The sequence below is a fragment of the Atlantibacter sp. genome, from assembly GCF_032062175.1.
Classification (GTDB): domain Bacteria; phylum Pseudomonadota; class Gammaproteobacteria; order Enterobacterales; family Enterobacteriaceae; genus Atlantibacter.
Genome location: NZ_DAMBQK010000030.1, coordinates 1 through 23,494 on the forward strand (window position 1 = coordinate 1; position 23,494 = coordinate 23,494).

Annotated in this window: 20 protein-coding genes and 3 tRNA genes; 13 read left to right on the forward strand and 10 right to left on the reverse strand. The window is 56.0% G+C overall.

The window, feature by feature from the left end:
• Positions 1 to 103: 103 nt before the first annotated feature.
• Positions 104 to 177, forward strand: a tRNA-Cys gene (locus RT120_RS19685).
• Between the two features lie 10 nt (positions 178 to 187).
• Positions 188 to 274, forward strand: a tRNA-Leu gene (locus RT120_RS19690).
• Positions 275 to 387: 113 nt separating this feature from the next.
• Here the strand turns inward: RT120_RS19690 and eutC are convergent.
• Genes eutC through eat form a run of 3 tightly spaced genes read right to left on the reverse strand, consistent with a single transcriptional unit; the run spans position 388 to position 3,943 of the window.
• A complete protein-coding gene (gene eutC, locus RT120_RS19695; protein ID WP_312985284.1) occupies positions 388 to 1,161 on the reverse strand; it encodes an ethanolamine ammonia-lyase subunit EutC in 774 nt (257 codons plus the stop codon).
• Positions 1,162 to 1,170: 9 nt separating this feature from the next.
• On the reverse strand, positions 1,171 to 2,544 hold the full coding sequence (locus RT120_RS19700) for an ethanolamine ammonia-lyase subunit EutB (RefSeq protein ID WP_312985286.1): 1,374 nt from the start codon (positions 2,542 to 2,544) through the stop codon (positions 1,171 to 1,173).
• A gap of 10 nt (positions 2,545 to 2,554) precedes the next feature.
• Entirely contained in the window at positions 2,555 to 3,943 is a 1,389-nt protein-coding gene (gene eat / locus RT120_RS19705) for an ethanolamine permease (protein WP_312985288.1), read from the reverse strand.
• A 392-nt stretch (positions 3,944 to 4,335) separates the two neighbouring features.
• Between eat and mmuM the strand changes: the two genes are divergently transcribed.
• The 4 genes from mmuM to RT120_RS19725 all read left to right on the forward strand — a co-directional run bounded on the left by mmuM (position 4,336) and on the right by RT120_RS19725 (position 9,891).
• Positions 4,336 to 5,271, forward strand: a complete 936-nt coding sequence (mmuM, locus tag RT120_RS19710) for a homocysteine S-methyltransferase (protein WP_312985290.1) — start codon at positions 4,336 to 4,338, stop codon at positions 5,269 to 5,271.
• A gap of 76 nt (positions 5,272 to 5,347) precedes the next feature.
• On the forward strand, positions 5,348 to 6,022 hold the full coding sequence (locus RT120_RS19715; RefSeq protein WP_312985292.1) for a YecA family protein: 675 nt from the start codon (positions 5,348 to 5,350) through the stop codon (positions 6,020 to 6,022).
• A gap of 292 nt (positions 6,023 to 6,314) precedes the next feature.
• A complete protein-coding gene (locus RT120_RS19720; protein WP_312985294.1) occupies positions 6,315 to 7,415 on the forward strand; it encodes a NapC/NirT family cytochrome c in 1,101 nt (366 codons plus the stop codon).
• 28 nt (positions 7,416 to 7,443) lie between these two features.
• Entirely contained in the window at positions 7,444 to 9,891 is a 2,448-nt protein-coding gene (locus RT120_RS19725) for a molybdopterin guanine dinucleotide-containing S/N-oxide reductase (RefSeq protein ID WP_312985296.1), read from the forward strand.
• 44 nt (positions 9,892 to 9,935) lie between these two features.
• On the opposite strand, the gene tyrP is transcribed toward RT120_RS19725, so the two are convergent.
• Complete coding sequence (gene tyrP, locus RT120_RS19730; RefSeq protein WP_312985298.1) at positions 9,936 to 11,147, reverse strand: tyrosine transporter TyrP; 1,212 nt, start codon at positions 11,145 to 11,147, stop codon at positions 9,936 to 9,938.
• 204 nt (positions 11,148 to 11,351) lie between these two features.
• On the opposite strand from tyrP, the gene RT120_RS19735 reads away from it, so the two are divergent.
• Positions 11,352 to 11,591 (forward strand): YecH family metal-binding protein, encoded by a 240-nt coding sequence (locus RT120_RS19735; RefSeq protein ID WP_312985366.1) that lies wholly within the window; start codon positions 11,352 to 11,354, stop codon positions 11,589 to 11,591.
• A gap of 30 nt (positions 11,592 to 11,621) precedes the next feature.
• On the opposite strand, the gene ftnA is transcribed toward RT120_RS19735, so the two are convergent.
• Positions 11,622 to 12,119, reverse strand: a complete 498-nt coding sequence (ftnA, locus tag RT120_RS19740; RefSeq protein WP_312985301.1) for a non-heme ferritin — start codon at positions 12,117 to 12,119, stop codon at positions 11,622 to 11,624.
• Positions 12,120 to 12,357: 238 nt separating this feature from the next.
• Entirely contained in the window at positions 12,358 to 12,690 is a 333-nt protein-coding gene (yecR, locus tag RT120_RS19745; protein WP_312985303.1) for a YecR family lipoprotein, read from the reverse strand.
• Positions 12,691 to 12,923: 233 nt separating this feature from the next.
• Here yecR and RT120_RS19750 point away from each other — a divergent pair, with 233 nt between their 5' ends.
• Positions 12,924 to 13,562 (forward strand): RpiB/LacA/LacB family sugar-phosphate isomerase, encoded by a 639-nt coding sequence (locus RT120_RS19750; protein WP_312985306.1) that lies wholly within the window; start codon positions 12,924 to 12,926, stop codon positions 13,560 to 13,562.
• Positions 13,563 to 13,596: 34 nt separating this feature from the next.
• Here RT120_RS19750 and RT120_RS19755 read toward each other — a convergent pair whose 3' ends face one another.
• Entirely contained in the window at positions 13,597 to 15,009 is a 1,413-nt protein-coding gene (locus RT120_RS19755; protein WP_312985308.1) for an MFS transporter, read from the reverse strand.
• Between the two features lie 219 nt (positions 15,010 to 15,228).
• On the opposite strand from RT120_RS19755, the gene azuC reads away from it, so the two are divergent.
• The 3 genes from azuC to RT120_RS19770 all read left to right on the forward strand — a co-directional run bounded on the left by azuC (position 15,229) and on the right by RT120_RS19770 (position 18,354).
• Complete coding sequence (azuC, locus tag RT120_RS19760) at positions 15,229 to 15,312, forward strand: stress response protein AzuC (protein WP_085949471.1); 84 nt, start codon at positions 15,229 to 15,231, stop codon at positions 15,310 to 15,312.
• 231 nt (positions 15,313 to 15,543) lie between these two features.
• A complete protein-coding gene (locus RT120_RS19765; protein WP_312985310.1) occupies positions 15,544 to 15,792 on the forward strand; it encodes a DUF2766 family protein in 249 nt (82 codons plus the stop codon).
• 237 nt (positions 15,793 to 16,029) lie between these two features.
• Positions 16,030 to 18,354: an FdhF/YdeP family oxidoreductase gene (locus RT120_RS19770; protein ID WP_312985312.1), complete on the forward strand. Its 2,325-nt coding sequence runs from the start codon at positions 16,030 to 16,032 to the stop codon at positions 18,352 to 18,354.
• A 98-nt stretch (positions 18,355 to 18,452) separates the two neighbouring features.
• Here RT120_RS19770 and RT120_RS19775 read toward each other — a convergent pair.
• Both RT120_RS19775 and argS read right to left on the reverse strand, forming a co-directional pair.
• Positions 18,453 to 18,540 (reverse strand) — tRNA-Ser (locus RT120_RS19775).
• Positions 18,541 to 18,742: 202 nt separating this feature from the next.
• Complete coding sequence (gene argS, locus RT120_RS19780) at positions 18,743 to 20,473, reverse strand: arginine--tRNA ligase (protein ID WP_312985314.1); 1,731 nt, start codon at positions 20,471 to 20,473, stop codon at positions 18,743 to 18,745.
• A gap of 193 nt (positions 20,474 to 20,666) precedes the next feature.
• On the opposite strand from argS, the gene RT120_RS19785 reads away from it, so the two are divergent.
• Complete coding sequence (locus tag RT120_RS19785; protein WP_312985316.1) at positions 20,667 to 21,230, forward strand: VOC family protein; 564 nt, start codon at positions 20,667 to 20,669, stop codon at positions 21,228 to 21,230.
• A 1-nt stretch (position 21,231) separates the two neighbouring features.
• Here RT120_RS19785 and RT120_RS19790 read toward each other — a convergent pair whose 3' ends face one another.
• Complete coding sequence (locus RT120_RS19790; RefSeq protein WP_312985318.1) at positions 21,232 to 22,371, reverse strand: PatB family C-S lyase; 1,140 nt, start codon at positions 22,369 to 22,371, stop codon at positions 21,232 to 21,234.
• 85 nt (positions 22,372 to 22,456) lie between these two features.
• On the opposite strand from RT120_RS19790, the gene cutC reads away from it, so the two are divergent.
• Positions 22,457 to 23,197, forward strand: coding sequence for a copper homeostasis protein CutC (gene cutC, locus RT120_RS19795; protein WP_312985320.1), 741 nt, complete (start codon positions 22,457 to 22,459; stop codon positions 23,195 to 23,197).
• Positions 23,198 to 23,494: the final 297 nt, after the last annotated feature.

Below are 23,494 nucleotides of genomic sequence, written 5' to 3' on the forward strand. Positions count from 1 at the left end.
CGACCTTGCCAAGGTCGGGGTCGCGAGTTCGAGTCTCGTTTCCCGCTCCAAATTTTCATACCGGCAATTTAGCGGGTATGAGCCTGAAAAGGCAGCAGTATTTGGCGCGTTAGCAAAGCGGTTATGTAGCGGATTGCAAATCCGTCTAGTCCGGTTCGACTCCGGAACGCGCCTCCAATTTTCCCGAGCCCGGGTGGTGAAATCGGTAGACACAAGGGATTTAAAATCCCTCGGCGTTCGCGCTGTGCGGGTTCAAGTCCCGCCCCGGGCACCACGGGAAATAAAGAATAAAATCAATGATAAGCAGTGTCGTGTAAACCACCTTCGGGTGGTTTTTTATTGCCTGAAATTTGACGTCGCCTGACATCCAGCGCAAATGCATCCTGTTTATTTCAATAACCCCGGCCTGACCTTGTCCCAGAGCGCCGGGTTATCACTTTCATCCTTCAATCCCACTCCCGTCAGCCGTCGCAGAAACGCCTGCTCCAGCAGCCAGGCCAGTTTAAACGCCGCCGCCTCATAGCCCAGCCCCTCCGGGCGGATATTCGAAATGCAGTTACGCTCCGATTCAATGCGCGCGCGCGCGGGTTTCCACGTTAGATAAACGCCCAGGCTATCGGGTGATGACAGCCCCGGCCTTTCACCAATCAGGATCGCCACCGCCTTGCTGTTCAGGCATTCGCCAATGTCATCACCGAGCGCCACCCGAGACTGGTGGGCCAGCACCACCGGGCCGGTGGATAAACCGAGCTTCGTCAAAAAAGGCAGCAGTGCGTTAATCAACGGCACCGCCTGGCGATGGACGGCGTGAGAGGAAAGCCCATCGCCAATAACCAGCAGCACATCGTGAGGGGCCTGACGTCGGCTCACCAACATTTCACGGCTCGGCTCATCAAGACGCCGCCCCAGATCGGGCCGGTTAAGGTAAATATGGCGGTCGGTTGCCTGGCTGTGGACCGTCACCGTTTCCAGATCCACGGCGGCGAGCTGCGCGGCGAGCGTCTCACTGTCGAACGGTTGATGGATGGCGTCCCGCGCCTGGGCGTGGGCCAGGCCAAATTTCAGCACTTCGGCGGTGGGCAGGCTCGCACCGCTGCGCCCAAGCGCAATCCGAGCATCGGTAAACTGATTCAATGCTTTCCAGGCATCGGGGGCGTGCATAGATCCTCCTTACGGTATGGCGGTGAGCAGCGGATGGTTCGCACCGGTTAAACGTAACTGCCCCTGGCTATCAATAATCTGCATCTGGCTTAGCCATTGCGCGAATTCCGGGGCGTGTTTTAACCCTAACAGCCGCCGTGCGTACAGCGCATCGTGAAAGGACGTGCTTTGGTAATTCAGCATGATGTCGTCCGCACCCGGCACGCCGATCAGAAAGGTCAGCCCGGCGTTGCACAGCAGCGTCAGTAAGGTATCCATATCATCCTGATCCGCTTCGGCGTGATTGGTATAGCAAACGTCGCAGCCCAGCGGCAGCCCCATCAGCTTGCCGCAGAAATGGTCCTCCAGCCCGGCACGGATAATTTGTTTACCGTCGTACAGATATTCCGGGCCGATAAATCCGACCACGGTATTCACCAGCAGCGGATCGAAATGGCGCGCCACCGCATAGGCGCGCGCTTCGCAGGTTTGCTGGTCGACGCCGTGATGCGCGTTAGCCGACAGGCAGCTCCCCTGGCCCGTTTCGAAATACATCACGTTATTGCCGAGCGTACCGCGTTTCAGTGACAGCGCCGCGTCACGCGCTTCTGCCAGTAAAGAGAGTGAAATCCCAAATCCGCGATTTGCTGCCTCGGTACCGGCCACCGACTGGAATACCAGATCTACCGGCGAGCCGCGCTCGATAAGTTGGAGAGTATTGGTGACGTGGGTTAACACGCACGACTGGGTGGGAATGGCAAAACGCTGAATGATGTCGTCCAGCATATGATTCAGCCGATCGAGCACCGGCAGGCTGTCGCTGGCTGGATTAATGCCCACCACCGCATCACCCGCGCCGTATAACAACCCGTCGAGCAGACTGGCAGCGATGCCCTTTAGATCATCGGTAGGATGATTAGGCTGTAGCCGCACGCTTAAGTGCCCCGGCAGGCCGAGGGTATTGCGAAAGCGCGTGACCACCCGGCATTTGCTGGCAACCAGAATCAAGTCCTGGTTGCGCATCAGTTTGCTCACCGCTGCCGCCATCTCCGGCGTGATGCCGCGCGCAATGCGGCTCAGCGTGGCGCTGTCTGCCGCATCGCCCAACAGCCAGTCGCGGAAATCGCCCACCGTTAAATGGCGGATGGGGGCAAACGCGCCGGCATCGTGGGTATCGACGATCAGCCGCGTCACTTCATCAGACTCATAAGGAATGAGGGGATTAGCCAGCAGGTCGCGTAACGGAACATCAGCTAGCGCCATCTTTGCCGCCATACGTTCTTCGGCGCTCTCTGCCGCCACGCCCGCCAGGCTGTCGCCGGAGCGAGCAGGGGTCGCTTTCGCCATCACGTCTTTCAGGCTGGCGAACCGGTAAACCCGGTGCGCCAGAGTGGTGCGATACATGCGTTTCTCCTTACGACAGCGCCCGCAATTGCGGGTCGAGTGCCGCACGTTGGCGCGCCGGGGCCGAAATGCGGAACCACACATAGCCGCCCAGCATCATGGCGGCGAAAATCAGCGCCAGCACCGTGTTGTAGTAAATCATCGCCGCCAGACACAGCACCGCCATCACAAGGGCAAACGCAGGCGCGACCGGAAACAACGGCGCTTTAAACGGACGGATCAGATTCGGCTCGCTGCGGCGCAGCTTAAACAGCGCCAACATGGAGACGATATACATAACAATAGCGCCAAATACCGACATGGTGACGATGCACGCTGTCAACGGCATCCCGCTAATGGTGATCAGCGAATCAGAGAAGATAGCGGCGATACCCACCACGCCGCCCGCAAGGATCGCCAGATGCGGGGTGCGGGTGCGGCGATTCACTTTCGCCAGCGAGGCGGGCAGGAACCCGGCGCGCGCCAGGGAAAAGATCTGCCGGGAATAGCCCATAATAATGCCGTGGAACGACGCTACCAGCCCGAACAGCCCCAGCCAGACCAGCATATGCAGCCAGCCGCTGCTGCTGCCCACCACCATTTTCATCGCCTGAGGTAGGGGATCGTTGATATTCGACAGCGTACGCCAGTCGCCCACACCGCCCGCGAACACCATCACGCCTACCGCCAGCACCGTTAAAGTCAGAATGCCGCCGCCCAGCGCGCGGGGAATGGTGCGTTGCGGATCGCGAGCTTCTTCCGCGGCCATCGACGCCCCCTCAATCGCCAGGAAAAACCAAATCGCGAACGGGATCGCGGCGAACATTCCCGGCAGCGCCAGATTGCTGAAGCTCTGTGCACCCGCCCAGCCGTTGGCGGTGAAGTTATCCCAGGAGAAGCCCGGTGCGACCACGCCCATAAATACCAGCAGTTCAAATATCGCCAGCAGCGTGACGATCAACTCGAAGGTCGCGGCAATACCGACGCCGAGAATGTTTAGCGTCATAAAGATCAGGTATGCCCCAACAGCCACCCATTTGGGATCCAGCGCCGGGAATTGCACGTTCAGATAGGCACCAATCGCCATCGCGATAGCGGGCGGCGCAAACACAAACTCGATCAGTGTGGCGAACCCGGCGATAAACCCGCCGGTTGGCCCGAAGGCGCGATACGCATAGGCAAACGGCCCACCCGCATGGGGGATGGCGGTGGTCAATTCGGTAAAACTAAAAATAAACGCGCAATACATCGCGGCGATAGCCAGCGCCACGATCAGAAACCCCATGGTTCCTGCCTGGGACCAGCCGTAACTCCAGCCGAAATACTCACCGGAGATCACCAGCCCGACGGCAATTCCCCACAAACGGAAGCTGCCCAGAGTGCGTTTTAATGTTGTTGGTTGTTCGGTTACGCTTGCCATACCTTACCTCGCCAGAATGGAAAAACCTGATGAGGGCATTGCAAAGGCCGTACCAGAGACACAAAGCCCATAAATATGCCCCTGCCAGGGCAGGGGACAAATACACCTGCGCGAAAATGCGCCACATTGCGCACCCTTTGCACCAATTCGGTGAATCACGATTGCGACTTTCTGCTGACGGTGAAAGCGCTGCCGAAACGCTATGTTCATCAAAAAGCGGAGGAAATTATGATGGCCTGGCGACCTTTTCTTACTGTTATCGTGAATCCTCAACCTATACTCGTGGTGAACCGCTCCCGCGCCAGGCTCCGGCTGGTGGTGAGCGGGCCGTTTATTTTGGCGACGGCGCGCGATAAGCCCCGTTGACCGCCACGCGATGCAGGAGAACTGGAATGCCGCTGACTAATCCGCTGTTGCCATTACTGGCGCAGTCGCCGTTCATTGTGCTGGATGGCGCGCTGGCCACCGAACTGGAAGCGCGTGGCTGTGACCTGGCGGATAATCTCTGGTCCGCAAAGGTATTAATGGAAAACCCCGAGCTGATTTATCAGGTGCATCTCGATTACTTCCGGGCCGGGGCTCAGTGCGCCATTACTGCCAGCTACCAGGCCACACCGGCCGGGTTTGCCGCAAAAGGGATTGATGAGGCACAGGCGATCGCGCTGATTAAACAGAGCGTGGCGCTGGCGCAGCGGGCGAGGGCGGACCGGCTGGCGGAGCAGCCCAACAGCCGCGCGCTGCTGGTTGCCGGTTCGGTCGGGCCCTACGGTGCATATCTGGCGGACGGCTCAGAGTATCGCGGCGACTATACCCTCAGCCAGGAGGCGTTTTGCGCTTTTCATCGGCCACGCATCGCTGCGCTGGTCGACGCGGGCATCGACCTGCTGGCCTGTGAGACGCTGCCATCCTTTACCGAGACGCGCGCGCTGCTGGCTCTGCTAAGTGATTTCCCGGACATCACCGGCTGGTTTTCTTTTACCCTGCGCGACAGCGACCATTTAAGCGACGGCACGCCATTAAACCAGGTGGCGGCGCTACTCGACGGGCACGATCAGGTCCTCGCCATCGGCGTAAACTGCATCGCGCTGGAGCGCACCACGGCGGCGCTGAATCATTTGCACAGCCTCACTACGCTGCCGTTGGTGGCGTATCCCAATTCCGGCGAGCAGTACGACGCTGTCGCCAAATGCTGGCTCCACGGTGAGCGCAGTGGTCGCACCCTGAATCATTATCTGGATGAATGGTTAAAGGCTGGCGCGCGCCTGATCGGCGGATGTTGCCGCACCACGCCAGCGGATATCGCTTTGCTGGCGCAACGCCAGGGGTAATGCGTTCCCGATCCACGGCGAAATCGCGTTATAATTGCCTGGAACTGAGGTAACGCACGCCAAAGGAGGCGACCGTATGAACCAGGGACCACTGAATGAAAAAGAGCTGGAATGGCTTGATGAGATATTAGCGAAGTATGCCAGCGAAAGGTCGGTGGTGGATGTCTCCGAGCTGGACGGCATGTTGACCGCACTCTTATCCGGGCCGTCGATGCCTGAACCCAGCGAATGGCTGGTAGCGCTGTGGGGCGGGGCGGATAACGTACCGAAATGGCAGAACGAGCGTGAAATGGAGCGCTTTATGACCCTGGTATTCCAGCATCTGGAAGATGTGGAAGATCGCCTGAGCAGCTATCCCGATCAGTTCGAACCGCTGTTTGGCGAACAGGACGTCGAGGGCGAAACGTATATTGTGGTAGAGGACTGGTGTTACGGCTATCTGCGCGGCGCAGAGCTGTCAGACTGGTCAGCGCTGCCGGCATCCCACCGCCTGTCGCTGGACTCTATCGCGCTTCACGGGCGTGAAGATAATCTCGGCCTGCTGGAAAAAATGGCCCCGGAGGAGTATCAGCGCAGCATTGATGATATTCGCCTGGCGGCGCTAAGTTTATATGAATTTTGGTCGGAAAATCAGCATCCCGACCCCGACCCCGACGCGCCGACGCCTTATATTGCCGATGTGAAAGTCGGACGTAACGATCCCTGTCCCTGCGGCAGCGGCAAAAAATATAAAAATTGCTGCTTACATTAAGCGATAAATAAACCGGCTGAAAAGCCGGTTTATTTTTTTAATTAATCACGCAGCGTAATTTTATTATTCGCTGTATATTTTAATATATAACGATGCGCTGATAACTTCAGGCACAACAAGCAGTTAGCATAATTCTTAACCGCAATTTTGCAAAAAGTCGATCAAAAGCACGTTTAACCCTTTCTGGTTAATACCACTTTTGTGTTACATCAATTCTTCTATTTCCCGCATCCTGCAAAATACCTGCCTCAGAACTATACACACCATTGATGGATTAATTGAAGGCAAGGTAATGAGTAAGAAATGGAAATGGATTATTGGGCTGTTGTTTGTTGGTCTTTTACTGGGTGGAGCGTTAGCGGTTTCTTCAATGTGGGTGATGCATAAAACGTCAGAAACGTCGTTTTGCCTCTCCTGCCATACCATGCAAGCACCTTATGAAGAGTACCAGGGTTCAGTGCACTTTATGAACCAGAAGGGCATTCGCGCCGAGTGCCACGATTGCCACATTCCGCAGTCCGGTATGGACTACCTGATTACCAAAATCCGCGCGAGCAAAGATATTTATCATGAGTTCGTGACCGGCAAAATTGATACCCCGGAAAAATTCGAAGAGCACCGGCTGGCGATGGCGCAAACCGTCTGGGATCAGCTGAAAGCCAACGACTCGGCGACCTGCCGATCCTGCCACCAGTTCGACGCCATGGACCTGCAAAAGCAGAGTGCCGACGCGCAGAAAATGCATGCGCTGGGCATCAAGGAAAAACAAACCTGTATCGACTGTCATAAAGGCGTCGCTCACTTCCCGCCTGAAATCACCATCGACACCAAAGCGCACGATGCGCTGATGGAGCACGCACGCCAGACGCCTGCTGATGCCAAAGAGGTTTACCCGGTTGCGCCTGCGCCGCTGGGCAATCTGGGCACCGTTTATCCTGCCACCAAACTGGTCGTGGTCGGTAAATCCGGCGATGCGCGTGAAGTGGAAATTACCGGTAGCCAGATGCAGGGGGCTGAACAGGTGATTTACCTGGCGGCGGGCCAACGCCTGGTGCTGGCGTCGCTGACCGAAGAAGGCCAGAAAGCCCTCAAGGTTTCCAGCGACTGGGAGAAAGATCCTTATGGGAACGCCTGGCGCAACGTGTCGCTGCGCGCGCCGCTTACCGAACCGGCGCTCGGCAAACCTGACGAAATTTGGAGTTACGCCAAAACCCTCGACCAGGCGTACTGCTCCGGTTGCCACGCCCCGATTTCATCCGAGCATTACACCCTCAACGCCTGGCCTTCCGTAGCAAAAGGGATGGGTGCGAGAACGGATATCAGTGCCGAGGATTTAGACATCCTGACCCGCTGGTTCCAGTATCACGCCAAAGATATCGCCACCAGGGAATAACAGAAAAAGGATTAATAAAGGAGAACCTATGAATCTTACACGACGCAATTTTATTAAATATGCTGGCGGTTCCGCTGGCGCGATGATGATCACTTCCGCCATCCCGATGCAGTCATGGGCAGCGGAAGCACCGGGCAACGCGATCCTGACCGCCGGGCGCTGGGGCGCGATGTACATCGAAGTTAAAGATGGCAAAATTGTTTCTTCACGCGGCGCGCTGGCGAAAACTATCCCTAACTCGCTGCAAACCACCGCGCCGGACCAGGCGCATACCCCGTGCCGCGTTAAGTACCCGATGGTGCGTAAAGGCTTCCTGAACGCGCCGGGCAAACCGGACGGCAAGCGCGGGAAAGATGAATTTGTGCGCGTTTCCTGGGAAGATGCGCTGAAACTGATCCACGAACAGCATGCGCGCATTCGCACCGAGCACGGCCCGTCTTCCGTGTTTGCCGGCTCCTACGGCTGGCGTTCAAGCGGCGTGCTGCATAAAGCACAGACCCTGCTGCAACGCTATATGAGCATGGCAGGCGGTTATACCGGCCATACCGGCGACTACTCAACCGGCGCGGCGCAGGTGATCATGCCACACGTGGTAGGTTCCGTAGAAGTGTACGAACAGCAGACCGTCTGGCCGGTAGTGCTGGAGCACAGCCAGGTGGTGGTGCTGTGGGGCCTTAACCCGCTCAACACCCTGAAAATCGCCTGGACCAGTACCGACGAACAGGGCCTGGAGTACTTCAACAAGCTGAAAGCGTCCGGTAAAACCGTTATCGCCATCGACCCGATTCGTTCCGAAACCATCGAGTTCTTCGGTGACAAAGCCCAGTGGATTGCGCCGAACATGGGTACCGACGTGGCGATGATGCTCGGTATCGCGAACGTGCTGGTGGAAAAAGGCCTGCACGACAAAGCCTTCCTGGAAAAATACACCACCGGCTACAGCGAGTTCGAAGCCTATCTGACCGGTAAAAACGACAACACGCCGAAAACCCCGGCATGGGCCGAGAAGATTTGCGGCGTTCCGGCGAAGCAAATGGAAATCCTGGCGGAAATTTTCGCCAAAAACAGAACCATGCTGATGGGCGGCTGGGGCATTCAGCGCCAGCAGTACGGCGAACAGCGCCACTGGATGCTGGTAACGCTGGCGGCGATGCTAGGCCAGATCGGTACCGAAGGCGGCGGTTTCGGCTTCTCTTACCACTACTCCAACGGCGGCAACCCGACCCGCAGCGGCGGCGTGCTGTCAGCGATTTCCGCGAAGATCGCGGGCGGATCTTCCGCAGGCAACGACTGGGCGACCTCCGATGCCGTTGAGGCTTTCCCGGTAGCGCGTATCGTTGAAGCGCTGGAAAACCCCGGCGGCAAATACCAGCATAACGGTAAAGAGCAAACCTTCCCGGATCTGCGCATGATTTGGTGGGCCGGCGGCGGTAACTTTACCCATCACCAGGACACCAACCGCCTGGTGAAAGCCTGGCAGAAACCGGAAATGATCGTCATTTCCGAGTGCTACTGGACGGCGGCGGCCAAGCATGCCGATATCGTTCTGCCGATCACCACTTCGTTCGAACGTAACGACCTGACCATGACCGGCGACTACAGTAACCAGCACCTGGTGCCGATGAAGCAGGTTATCGAACCGCAGTTCGAAGCGCGTAATGACTTTGATGTGTTCGCGGATATGGCGGAGCTGCTGAAGCCTGGCGGTAAAGCGGCCTACACCGAAGGCAAAAGCGAAATGGACTGGCTGCGTGAATTCTACGACGTCGCGCAGAAAGGCGCGCGTCAGCAGCGCGTCAACATGCCGCAGTTCACCGCATTCTGGGAAGCCAACAAGCTGATCGAAATGCGCAAAAACCCGAAAGAAGAAGCCTTTGTACGCTATGCGGATTTCCGTAAAGATCCGGTGATGAACCCGCTGGGCACGCCGAGCGGCAAAATCGAGATCTACTCAAAAACCATCGAAGGCTTTAACTACAAGGATTGCCCGGCGCATCCGACCTGGCTGGAGCCGGACGAGTGGGCAGGCAATGCAAAAGAGGGCGAACTGCAACTGCTGACCGCGCACCCGGCGCACCGTTTGCACAGCCAGCTCAACTACGCCTCGCTGCGTAAAGAATATGCGGTAGCGAACCGCGAGCCGATCTACATCCATCCAGAAGATGCCAAAAAACGTGGCATTGCGGATGGTGATTTGGTGCGCGTCTGGAACTCTCGCGGTCAGGTGTTGACCGGCGCGAAAGTCACCAATGGCATTAAACAGGGCGTGGTGTGTATCCATGAAGGCGCATGGCCGGATCTGGATTATGCAGGCACCGGGATTTGTAAAAATGGCGGGGCCAACGTGCTCACCAAAGACATCCCGACCTCGCGTCTGGCGAACGGCTGCGCAGGCAACACCGCGCTGGTCATGGCGGAGAAATACACCGGGCCAGCGCTTGAGCTGACCGCATTTACCCCGCCGATGGGCGCGTAATCGTGTAACAAAAAGGGGCGGAACCCTCGGTTTCCGCCCTTTTTTTATCCCGCTTCCGGCAACATTCCGGCGGCGATCAAAGCCTGAATAACAATAATCCCGATGCCGCAGGCGAAAATCAGCGCCAGCAGCGGCTTGCCGCCCATCACCCGATATCCTGCCCCGCTGTGCTGTTGACGGCTTTTCCACACCAGCAGCGACGGTATAATCAGCGCCAGGATCGCCAGCGCCACCCCGGCATAGCCGAGCGCCATGACAAACCCTTGCGGATAAAACAGCGCGAACACCAGCGGTGGCGCGAAGGTGATCAACCCGCTCTGGACGCGTCCGGAGGCTTTGCGGCTGCGCTGGAACAGGTCGCTCAGATAATCGAACAGCCCTAACGACACGCCCAGAAACGACGTCGCCAGCGCCAGGTCAGCAAACAGATGCACTGCCAACTCTACGTGCGGGCTGGCGACCACTTCACGCACCGCCTGTAACAGACCGTTTAACCCGCTGTGGCTGGCGATAAGCCCGCTGAAAGTAGCGGAGTCAATTGCGCCCAGCGTCGCCAGTTGCCAGAAGATATAGGCAACCAGCGGGATGGCGCTGCCGGTGATAAACACCAGCCGCAGCTTGCGCAAATCGCCATTTAAGTAGCTGACAACGCTCGGCACGCTGCCGTGAAAGCCAAACGAGGTAAAAATCACCGGGATCGCCGACAGCGCCAGGCCTTTCTCCAGCGGCAGAGTCAGCAGGTTGGCCTGATGAATATGCGGCATCATCAGCGCCAGCATCACCACCAGCAGAATGATTTTGGCGCTGAACAGCAGGCGGTTAAACATATCCACCATATGCGTGCCGATGCAGACAATGCCGCCCGCCACCAGGGTGAACATCAGTACGCCGTTGGTGGGCGTAATGGTCGTCGACAGCCACTGCGACAGGCTGGACGCCAGCAGTTCACCCGCGCCGCTAATATAGGCGGCGGTCAGCGCATACATCAAAAACAGCATACTGAAGCCGGTCAGCCACTGCCCATATTTGCCAAGATAGCGGCGCGCCAGCGAGCCGAGGCCAGTGTCGGCTGGCACGTGTTGATACACTTCCACTAACAACAGCGCGGTGTAGCACATCAGCGCCCACAAACCGACCAGTAAGATAAACGTTACACCAAAACCCACGCCCGCCGCGGCCAGGGGCATCGCCAGCATTCCGGCGCCAATGGTGGTGCCCGCGACGATGAAAGTACTGCCAAGAGTGCGATTCTTCACGCTTCCCTCTAAGAGAAATGAATTCCATACCAAATTGTGCGGCGCAGGGTAAGTGAAATAAAGAGTCTCGTCAAATCTGGCTTACGGGTATCGTAACGCTAACTTTACGATACAAAGATGCATCGATAATATCGTTTCTTGCGGCGCAACAAGATCCGCTCAACGGCAGATACGTATCATGCTTTTTTTATCGGAGAGAAAATGATGACATCCATACACGGTCATGAAGTATTGAATATGATGCTGGCGGACGGCCAGTCCTGGACAACGGCGCGCCTGGTCGCGGCGATTGAAGAGAAGTTCGGGCAAGCGGCGCGCTTTTATACCTGTTCTGCGGAAGGCATGACGGCAACGCAATTAGTGGATTTTCTGGCGGCGCGCGGAAAGTTTATTCCGGCAGAGGAAGGGTTCGTGACCCATAAAAGTAAAATCTGCAATCATTAAAAAAGCGGGCGCAAAGGCCCGCTTAATTATTTATGCCTGCGCATCCAGCGTGGCAAGTTCTTTATCAATGAAATAGAGACCTTCGTTGCTTTTACCCACCAGACGCAATTTATCAATCACCGATTTAAACAGTTTTTCTTCTTCATGCTGTTCGGCGACATACCATTGCAGGAAATTAAAGGTCGGATAATCCTGGCTTGTCATGGCCGTGTGCGCCAGTTCATTAATCTGACGGGTAATTAACTGCTCATGTTCATAAGTGGCGTTAAATAACTCGTCGAGAGAGGCATATTCCGCGAACGGGCTGGCGATCGGCTTGATTTGCGGCAGGCTGCCGGTATCGGTCAGGTAATCAAACAGGCGCTGCATATGGCCCATCTCTTCCTGGGCGTGACGACGTAAAAATGCCGCTGCGCCTTCAAAGCTGTGGTAGCTGCACCAAGCGCTCATTTGTTGATAGAGCAGGGATGAAAATAATTCCAGATTCATTTGCTCATTTAATTTTTCAAACATTTCAGGTTTAAGCATACTTGCTCCGAATCAAAGGGCAGGGCGTCATTTTTGGCTACTATAATTTGTTATTAATTCATTTGCAAAAAGTAACGTAAAAGAAATTAATAAGTAAAAATGCAAATGGTAATTAAAATCATTAAGCAAAATAGCCGTACCAATAAATAAAACCCGAACACTAAGTGAAATTATCGGGAAATAATAAACCCGTAAGGAAAAGAAAAAAGCAGCCGCGATAGCGACTGCTTTTTAAATATTAATAAATTGGCTGGGAGGCAGGCAACGCCACGCCCTGGCACTGATAATTCAGCGTAACGCTTTCGTTCAAACACTGAGTGCCGCTGATTACGCTACAGGTGTAAATGGGCTCGCCATAGCGTACCGCGCGATCGTAGCCCCAGTTCTGACACTGTTTGGTGGCGGTAGACAGCGCCAGATAATCATCGATTTTAGCCCGTTGCAGCGCAGGGACGTCAAAACCCAGTTGTACCAACCCCATCATTTGATTGCCGCCGGTTACCTCAGGATTTTTGGTGATAGTGCAGCCTGCGAGGCTCACAAAAAGTAGTGCCGCTAGCGGTCGAAACATGGCGATTCCCATCAGAGTAACATACCGCCATCATCGCACAGTGGTCATCATTCAATGGGTTAAATAGCGCCCGTTGCCGTGCGTATCTGTGCTTATGGCATAGCCTGAACAGATGAAAATGTGAACGCAGTATAAATTTATAAAACATTTTTTCATTTATTCTGAAAGTGTGTTTGCCAGATGCTTATGTGCCGCTATCATAAGCAACTTAAGACATGAGCTGGAGAAAACCGATGAAAATTGCACTGATGATGGAAAACAGCCAGGCGGCGAAGAACCCCATCATTCTCAATGAACTGAACGCGGTGGCCGATGAGAAAGGGTATTCGGTCTATAACGTAGGGATGAACGGCGAAAACGATCACCATCTGACTTATATCCACCTGGGCATTATGGCCAGCATCCTGCTGAACGCCAAAGCGGTGGATTTCGTGGTGACCGGTTGCGGCACCGGCCAGGGCGCGCTGATGTCGTTGAACATTCATCCGGGCGTGGTATGCGGCTACTGCATCGATCCGGCGGACGCATTCCTGTTCTCCCAGATCAATAACGGTAACGCGCTGGCGCTGCCGTTCGCGAAAGGTTTCGGCTGGGGCGCAGAACTGAACGTGCGCTTCATTTTCGAAAAAGCCTTTACCGGCCGCAAAGGTGAAGGGTATCCGCCGGAGCGTAAAGAGCCGCAGGTTCGCAACGCCGGCATTCTGAACCAGGTTAAAGCGGCAGTAGTAAAAGAGAATTACCTCGATACGCTGCGCGCCATTGACCCGGAACTGGTGAAAACCGCCGTTTCCGGCGAACGCTTCCAACAGTGCCTGTTCCAAAACGGCCAGGATAAAGAAATCGTTGCTTTCGTGCGCGAGATCCTGGGCTAATCGCCATACGGCGTCGTCCTGCGACGCCGTTTATTTACGTCCTCGATGAGACCTGGCTACCGGCCTTCGCCGATAACCGCAGCGTATCCACCATGCCTGCCAGGCAGATCAGGGCGATAAACACAAACGCCAGCCGAAAGCCGATCCCCGCTGTTGCCGTCATATCCAGCCATTGCGCCAGTTTATCTCCCAGCCGAATGCTGATTGCCCCGAGGGTGATCCCTAATCCCACCGCCAACTGCGATGCGGTACTGAACAACGTATTGGCATAGCTCATCTCTTTGGGCGGGACATCCGCGAAGGCGAGGGTGCTGACGCCGGTGAACTGAATCGAACGGAACACACCACCGAGATACAAAATAAGTAGGATCAGCCAGACCGGGGTATGCGGCGTGAAGAGCGCGCAGGCCAGTAAAGAGAGCACATTCAGCAGGCCGTTAATCAGCAGCAGCTTCTTAAACCCCAGCCAGCGTATCAGCGGCGTGGTGGCGGGTTTGATGGTGAGATTCCCGACAAAAACCGCCAGTACCAGCAGCCCGGAATGAAACGCGTCCATTCCAAACCCGACCTGGAACATCAGCGGCAGCATAAACGGCACCGCGCTGATGGAGGCGCGAAACAGCGAGCCGCCATACATCGTGACAGCGAAGGTCTTTATCTTAAGCGAATCCATGCGGATCATCGGCCACGCGCTACGGCGAAAATGATGCAGGGAATAGCCCAGCGCCGCGATGCCGAACGCCATTAACACAAGAGCTAACCCCACGTCCGGCTGCTGCGTACCGAGCATTTCCATCCCATACACCAGGCTTATCATCGCCACGCCGGTGCTGATAAAGCCCACACCGTCAAATGGCCGCCGTTCACTATCCGTAAGCGCTGGAATTAGTCGCCATGCAAGCGCCATGGCCACCAACCCCAGCGGCAGATTGATATAGAAAATCCAGCGCCAGTCGGCATAGCTGGTGATAAACCCGCCAAGCGGCGGCCCAATAATTGGCGCAACCAGCGCGGGCCACGTCAGGGTGGCAATCGCTTTGATTAACTGATTTTTGGGCGTGATACGCAACACCGCCAGCCTGCCCACTGGCACCATTAGCGCGCCGCCTATCCCCTGAATCACCCGCATCGCCACGAAGGCTTCCAGGCTTTGCGCCATCCCACAGAGGACCGATGATAAGGTAAATATCGCCAGCGCCAGGGTGAAGACCGAACGCGACCCGAACCGGTCAGCAATCCAGCCGCTGGCGGGGATAAACACCGCGAGCGTCAATAAATAGGCGCTGATACCGATATTGAGATCCACCGCCTCAACGCCAAAGGTGCGTGCCATTTCCGGCAAGGCGGTCGCAATCACCGTACCGTCGAGAAACTCCATAAAAAAAGCGCCTGCAACCAGCAGCGCCGTGGGAGAAAGGCCGCGTTGCGACGAGGAGACGTGAGCCATTATTTCCTTACCTGATTAAAAAAATTCTATAAAATTTACTGTTTATTTTGTTATCGTAATGTAATGATTTTTAACGGCTAAATGCAAAAAGCGTGTTTTGGCGATCGGTTTTTAGTGTGATGCTCATCACAAAAAAGTTGATTTTTGTGACCATGGTCATATGATTGCGTCATTGCGAGATCACCTGCACATAACAAACGAATAACAATGGAGCACATCATGAAACTGCGCGCTATCCTGAAAAGCATGTTCAAAAACTACTGCAGCACTTTCAAAGACGTCCCGCCGGGCGCAATGTTCTAAGTTCTGCATCAAAACCTGCTTCGGCAGGTTTTTTTTCGCCCTGCTTCGGGTATTCACGCGAGTGATTGATTAACCATACCTGTAGTGAAACGTCTTTTCACTTTCTTTGTTTATCCCCCGATCTTTCTTCGCTATCCTCTCTGCGTCCTTTCATATCTATCCCGTAACACGCCAGGCTCGCGTTTTGATGCGTTTGCCGTTACGCTGCGCTGCTTAACTAAGGAGAAGAACATGTCGCAATCATTAACCCCGGAAGACGAACTGGTCTCTGATATTGTCGCCTGCCAGTTGGTCATCAAACAGATCCTCGACGTGATTGATGTTATCGCGCCGGTCGAAGTGCGTGAAAAAATGGCCAGCCAACTGAAATCGATCAATGTGGGAGCGAGTGCCGCTGCTGACCCTGTGACGGTGCGCGCGGTGCAAAAGGCCATCGCACTGATTGAGCTAAAATTTACGCCGCAGAATGAAACGCACTGATCCTTAGTGAAATAACACAAAGCTCGCAGTCGGTTGCGGGCTTTTTTATTTGCGCAGAAAACAGGACACCGGGCGTTAATTAGTTACAACATACTTTTCAGCTTACATGGTAGCCACGCTGCGGCATCGGCGTTTTATCGTTCTGGCAGCCCTGCAAAGCCATTTGCTGCTTCGCTTATCGCGTTTTTTTGTACCAGGCTTATAAACCAAATTATCTGCCAGAGAGTGTGGAGCACTATGAAAGAGCAAAATCGTACTATCGGCATCGCGCCTTATGGAGGGTCCGCAGGCGGGTGGGGCGCGTTAAAGGCGGTTGCTGACGCCATACGCGGCCAAATGTCGATGAAGCAGGACGTGATTGCCCTGTTCAAAGTTAACCAGCCGCAGGGGTTTGACTGCCCGGGTTGCGCCTGGCCCGATCCGCAACATGCCTCCTCGTTTGAGTTTTGTGAAAACGGTGCCAAAGCCGTTTCCTGGGAGGCGACCAGTAAACGCACTACGCCGGAATTTTTTGCCGCACATACCGTGAGTGAGCTGTGGGAACGTAACGCGTTTGAGCTGGAAGGTGAAGGGCGGCTGACGCACCCGATGAAATACGATCCGGCAACCGATACCTATCAGCCTATCGAGTGGCAAACCGCTTTCCGGGAAATCGGCGAGCATTTACGCCGCTACGAAGACCCCGACAGCGTGGAGTTTTATACTTCCGGGCGCGCTTCCAATGAAGCGGCTTTCCTGTGGCAACTGTTCGCCCGCGAATACGGCACCAACAACTTCCCGGACTGCTCGAACATGTGCCACGAACCGACCAGCGTCGGCCTGCCGGAATCTATTGGCGTCGGCAAAGGCACCGTTGAGCTGGAGGATTTTAACCACTGCGATTTAGTACTTTGTATCGGCCACAACCCGGGTACTAACCATCCGCGTATGCTCGGCACGCTGCGCGAAGTCTCAAAACGCGGTGCGACGATTGTCGCCATCAACCCGTTGCGCGAACGCGGTCTTGAGCGCTTCACGTCACCGCAAAGCCCCATTGAGATGCTTTCATTAAGCTCTACCGAGCTGGCTTCGACCTATTATAAAGTGCGCGTAGGCGGCGATGCGGCGATGCTGAAAGGCGTGATGAAGATTTTGCTGTCGATGCATGAAGAGCGCCTGAATAACGGCCAGCCGGGCGTACTGGATGAAACTTTTATCCGCGAGCACACCGAGGGTTTTGAGGCACTGAAAGCTGACCTCGATGCCACCGAATGGGATCATATTCTCAAGGTTTCCGGCATGGAGCGTAAGGAGATTCAGCACGTGGCTCGCCTCTACGCCAGCGCTCAACGCACTATTGTCTGTTACGGCATGGGGATCACCCAGCATCAGTACGGCACCCAGAACGTCCAGCAAATCGCCAATCTGCTGCTGCTGCGCGGCAATATCGGCAAAAAAGGCGCGGGCATCTGTCCGCTGCGCGGGCACTCCAATGTCCAGGGCGACCGCACCGTGGGGATCACGGAAATCCCGTCTCAGGAATTGCTCGACAGCATCGAACGCGTGTTTGGCTTTAAGCCGCCGCAGAAACACGGTCACGGCGCGGTTGCGGCGATTCAGGCGATGCGCGACGGTAAGGCTAAGGCGCTGCTCTGCCTGGGCGGTAACCTGGCGGAAGCGATATCCGACCCGCAGGTGACATTCCCGGCAATGCGCAATCTCGATCTGGTGGTGCATATGGCTACCAAACTCAACCGTTCTCATCTGCTGCTGGGCAAGCATAACTATCTGCTGCCGGTGCTGGGCCGCACAGAGATAGACGAGCAGGCTTCTGGCGCGCAAAGCATTACGGTAGAGGATTCGATGTCGATGGTGCACGCCTCGCGCGGCTCCCTGAAACCCGCTTCGCCGCATCTGTTGTCAGAGCCAGCGATGGTAGCGGGCATTGCCAAAGCGACGCTTCCTGACAGCGTGGTCAACTGGGACCGGCTGGTGGGGGATTACAGTTTTATCCGCGAGAAGATCGAGGCGGTATTCCCGGCGTTTGCCGATTATAACGAGCGGGTGAAAAAGCCGGGCGGTTTTCGGCTTTATAACGCCGCTTCTGAGCGCGTCTGGAACACGCCATCCGGTAAAGCACAGTTCAAGGTGATGCAGGGAATTAATGAGGATCCGCGTTCGCTGAAATGTCACGATCTGGTGCTTACCACGCTGCGCAGTCATGATCAGTACAACACCACGCTGTATGGATTGAACGATCGCTATCGCGGCGTGACGGGGCGGCGCGACGTGCTGTTCATCAATCCTGATGAGGCGGAAAAACGGCAGCTAAGGGTGGGCGATCAGGTCAACATTGTGGCCCTCGATCCTGAAGGCAACCCTACGGCGCGACGGATGCATAATCTGACGATCGTGGTGATTGATATGGCACCCGGGTCGGTCGGTGCCTATTACCCGGAAGCTAACGTGCTGGTGCCGCTGGACAGCCACGATACCCAGAGCGGTATCCCGGCGTACAAGAGCATCCCGATTGCGATGGAGCGTGTGGAGGTGCCGGTGGAAACGTCGGGGGCGCGACGGTAGAGGGGCAGAAGTGGACCCCCGGTTGGGGCTTCTCATCCCCCCGGCACGGAGCGGATAAGAAAAAGGCCCGTACTGCGTACGGGCCTTTTTCAGGAATATGGCGGTGAGGGGGGGATTCGAACCCCCGATACGTTGCCGTATACACACTTTCCAGGCGTGCTCCTTCAGCCACTCGGACACCTCACCATATTGTTTTTGCTGCCCCACTGCGTGGTGCAACGGGGCGCTACTATAGGGAGTCAGGCTAAAACGGTCAAGCGGTATTTGTTCTTTATTGCGCGTTCGGTTAAGGGTTGAACATCTTCCTTGTGTCCGAATAAAAATGACTTATCCGCCGCAACAGCCCAATAAAAAAGCGCGTACTCGACGCGCTTTTAAGAAGGCTAGATTACATCCGCTCGACGGTCTGAATACCCAGGGTATCAAGGCCAATCTTCAGCGTCTTCGCCGTCAGCAGCGCCAGTTTCAGGCGGCTCTGACGTACGCCTTCAGTTTCAGCGGTCAGGACAGGGCAGTGCTCGTAGAAGCCAGAGAACAAACCCGCCACATCGTACAGATAGGCGCACATCACGTGCGGCGTCCCTTCACGGGCCACTGTGTTCAGTGTCTCTTCAAACTGCAACAGACGCGCCGCCAGCGCCGCTTCACGCTCTTCGGTGATGTTCACCGGCGCGGTCAGCATGCTCTCTTCAATGCCCGATTTACGGAAAATCGACAGCACGCGGGTATAGGCGTACTGCATATACGGCGCGGTATTGCCTTCAAACGCCAGCATATTGTCCCAGTCGAAAATATAATCGGTGGTGCGGTTTTTCGAGAGATCGGCATATTTCACCGCGCCAATCCCTACGGCGTTCGCCAGGCTTTCCAGCTCATCGGCAGGCATATCCGGGTTCTTCTCTGCCACCAGACGACGCGCGCGCTCCAGCGCTTCATCCAACAGATCGGACAGCTTAACGGTGCCGCCCGCGCGGGTTTTGAAGGGTTTACCGTCTTTGCCCAACATCATGCCGAACATATGGTGTTCCAGCGGCACAGAATCTGGCACGTAGCCCGCTTTGCGCACGATGGTCCACGCCTGCATCAAATGCTGGTGCTGGCGCGAGTCGATGTAATACAGCACGCGGTCGGCATGCAGCGTTTCATAACGGTATTTAGCGCAGGCAATATCGGTAGTGGTGTACAGGAAGCCGCCATCCTTTTTCTGGATGATCACGCCCATCGGCTCGCCTTCTTTATTCTTGTACTCGTCGAGGAACACCACCGTTGCGCCTTCGCTTTCCACTGCCAGCCCTTTGGCTTTCAGGTCGGCAACGATGCCCGCCAGCATCGGGTTGTACAGGCTTTCACCCATCACGTCGTCACGGGTTAACGTCACGTTCAGGCGCTCATAGGTGATCTGGTTCTGGGTCATGGTGATATCGACCAGCTTGCGCCACATCTCACGGCAGTATTCATCGCCGCCCTGCAGTTTCACCACGTAGTTACGGGCGCGTTCGGCAAAAGCTTCGTCTTCATCGTAGTGTTTTTTGGCTTCGCGGTAGAACCCTTCCAGATCCGCCAGCGCCATTTCACCGGCGTTTTCGTTCTGCTGTTTTTCCAGATAGGCAATCAGCATCCCGAACTGGGTGCCCCAGTCGCCAACGTGGTTAGCGCGAATGACGTTATGCCCGAGGAATTCCAGGGTACGTACCGCCGCATCACCGATGATGGTGGAGCGCAGATGGCCGACGTGCATCTCTTTCGCCACGTTCGGCGCGGAGTAGTCCACCACGATAGTTTGCGCCGCCGCTTTCGGCACGCCGATACGCTCACTCAGCACCGCGCTATCCACCAGGCCCGACAGATACGCCGGGTCGAGGAAGATATTGATAAAACCGGGCCCGGCGATTTCAACTTTATGAGCAATCCCGGCGAGATCGAGATGGGTCAGCACAAGCTCTGCTAATTGTCGCGGCGGCATGCCCAGTTTTTTAGCAACGGACATCACGCCATTAGCCTGATAGTCGCCGAACTGTGCTTTGGCCGACTGGCGAACCTGAGGTTCACAATCGGCAGGTGCGCCTGCGGCAATCATTGCCTGACTGACTTTATCGGAAAGAAGAGCCTGAATATTCACCGGAATACCTTACGTTAAACACGCGATCCGCAGCGGAACCGCGTCATGTCTATGGAAAAATAAGGCGGAAGTATACTGCATTTGGATTGCAGCGTCAGCAATGGCGCGGTGCGGCTGATAAGCCGGTTAAAACTTGGTGGAGCAGCCGCTTCAGGGTAGATTAACGGCGATGTACCAAAAACCGGAAACCGAGATGCAAGACTGGCAATCAATTGAAGAATTACAGGATATCGTGGCGGATTTGCCGCGTTTTACCGACGCACTAACCAGGCTGGCTGCGCGCCTGGGCCTCGACATCGCGCCGCTGGATGCGGATCATATTTCCCTGCGCTGCCATCAGAACGCCACCGCCGAGCGCTGGCGTAAAGGTTTTGAGCAGTGCGGCACGCTGCTGTCGGAAAATATCATCAACGGTCGGCCCATCTGTCTGTTTAAACTCGGCCAGCCCATCAGCGTGGCGCACTGGACCTTCAGCGTGGTCGAACTGCCGTGGCCGGGGGAGAAGCGCTACCCGCACGAAGGCTGGGAGCATATTGAAATCGTGCTGCCGGGCGAGCCGGAAACGCTCAATGCCCGCGCCGTCGCGCTGCTGAGCGACGAGGGCCTGAGCCAGAAAGGGATCGCGGTAAAAACCAGTTCCCCGAAAGGCGAACGCGAGCGCCTGCCGAATCCGACGCTCGCGGTGACTGACGGCTCCGTTACCATCAAGTTCCATCCCTGGTCGATTGAAGCCATCGTCGCCAGCGAGCAGGAATAAACTATCCTACGGCGACGGCGCGCTGAAGCCGCGCTATCGCTTCATCCAGCGTAGCGTCGCTACAGCCGAAGTTAATACGCACAAATCGATCGTCGCCAAAATCTTTACCGGGCGAAAACGCCAGACCGTGGCGCAGGAAGTGGTTCCACGGATTGCCCTGGCCCAACGCGCTGGCATCGACCCATGCCAGATAAGTCGCTTCGGGCGGTATCACGCTCAGGCCGGGTAGTGCATTCACTGCCGCGCACAGCCGGTCGCGCTGTTTACGCAAATGTTCAATCAACGCCAGACGCCACGGCTCGCCGTCGCGCCAGGCCGCAGTCGCGGCGGCGATTGCCAGCACATCCACCGCAGGAACAATCCCCTGGCGCGCCACCTCGAAACGGCGGCGCAGTTGCGGGTTGGGAATAATCGCCAGCGATGCGCCCAGACCGGCGATATTCCACGTTTTGGACGGGGAAATAAAGGTGACGGAGCGTTGCGCCGCGCGTTCATCAAGGCTGGCAAAGGGAATATGTTCCAGGCCCGGCTCCAGCACCAGCTCGCCGTGGATCTCGTCGGAACAGACAATCAAATCGTGACGCTCCGCGAATTCCAGTTGCGCCAGCAGCTCTTCGCGACGGTACACCGTACCGCCGGGGTTCTGCGGGTTGCACAGCATCAGCAACGTTTCATTGCCTTGTACGCTGGCCTGCGCCGCCTCCATGTCCATCACCCAGCGGCTACGCGCCAGCACCAGTGGGATCGCCTGCTGCTGGCGGCCTGCCAACTGCGCCGCCTTATAAAACGGTGGATAAACAGGTGAGGGCGCCAGAGAACGTTGGTGCGATTCTGTGAATGCCCGCACCGCCAGATTCAACCCGCTGACCACGCCGGGCAGCGGTATCAGCCATTCGGGTTTGACGTCCCACTGGTAGCGCGCTTTCAGATGGGCGATCGCCACGCGGTAGAGTTCATCGGGTGCCGTTCCATAGCCGAAGATCCCGTGGGCCACCCGTTGCTGGAGCGCCTCAATCACGCAGGGCGCGGTGGGAAAGTCCATATCCGCCACCCACATCGGCAACACGTTCTCAGCGTATTTATTCCATTTGACGCTATCGCTGTGACGGCGGTCCGATTGTTGGTTGAAATTGAATGCCATGATACGTTGCCCTGATTTATCGGTTCCTTCAGACTAGCATTCGGCAAGGATGACACAACGGTTTTAACAGTTCTTAGGGGATTCAATGGCTTTACTGGAAATTTGCTGTTACTCGCTGGCGTGCGCGGTAACGGCGCAATCCGCCGGTGCGGATCGAATTGAATTATGCAGCGCGCCCGCTGAAGGCGGTTTAACACCGTCTGCCGGCACGTTGAAGGCCGTACGCGCAACGGTATCTATCCCGGTGCATCCGATCGTGCGTCCACGCGGCGGCGACTTCTGCTACAGCGCCAGCGAGTTCGCCATCATGCTGGAGGACATCGCGCTGATCCGCGAGTTAGGTTATCCCGGCCTGGTGACGGGTATCCTCACCGAAGACGGCGAGGTGGATATGCCGAGAATGCGGCAAATCATGGACGCGGCGCAGGGCATGGCGGTCACGTTTCATCGCGCCTTTGATATGTGCGCTAACCCGTTCAATGCAATGGATAAACTGGCGGAGTTGGGCGTGGCGCGGGTGCTGACATCGGGCCAACAGGCCAGTGCAGAAAAAGGTATTTCAAAAATTGCGGAACTAATCGCGCACTCTGATGCTCCAATCATTATGGCCGGTGCTGGCGTCAGGCTTAGCAATCTGGACACGTTTATCGCGCAGGGCGTTAGCGAGCTTCACAGCTCAGCGGGGAAGAAAGTCCCGTCTGCCATGCGCTATCGCAATCCGGGAGTATCGATGTCTGCCGACGCAGACGCCGATGAATATTCCCGCTATTGCGTGGAGGGTGAGGTCGTCGCCGCGATGAAAGCGGCTCTGGCCGCCGCCTCGTAATGAAACCGTTTTTTTACCGCGCATCATGTCGCCCAATATGATGTTTGCTCGTACCAGGCCCCGGCATTTTGCTGGGGCTTTTTTTATCCCCGGAAGCGAAACGGCAAACAACGAACAAATGGCTTTGCGTTAAATAAATGTAGCGTGAAATGAATGTGTTGAATAATAAATAACGCACCAGACAGGCGTGAATATTATTTCTTATTTAAAGCTGGCCCGCGGGTTTATTGCGCTTCGCTTAAGCGGGATATATTTTATGGTAAGATTTCATTTTGCGTAAAATTTACCGTACCGTAT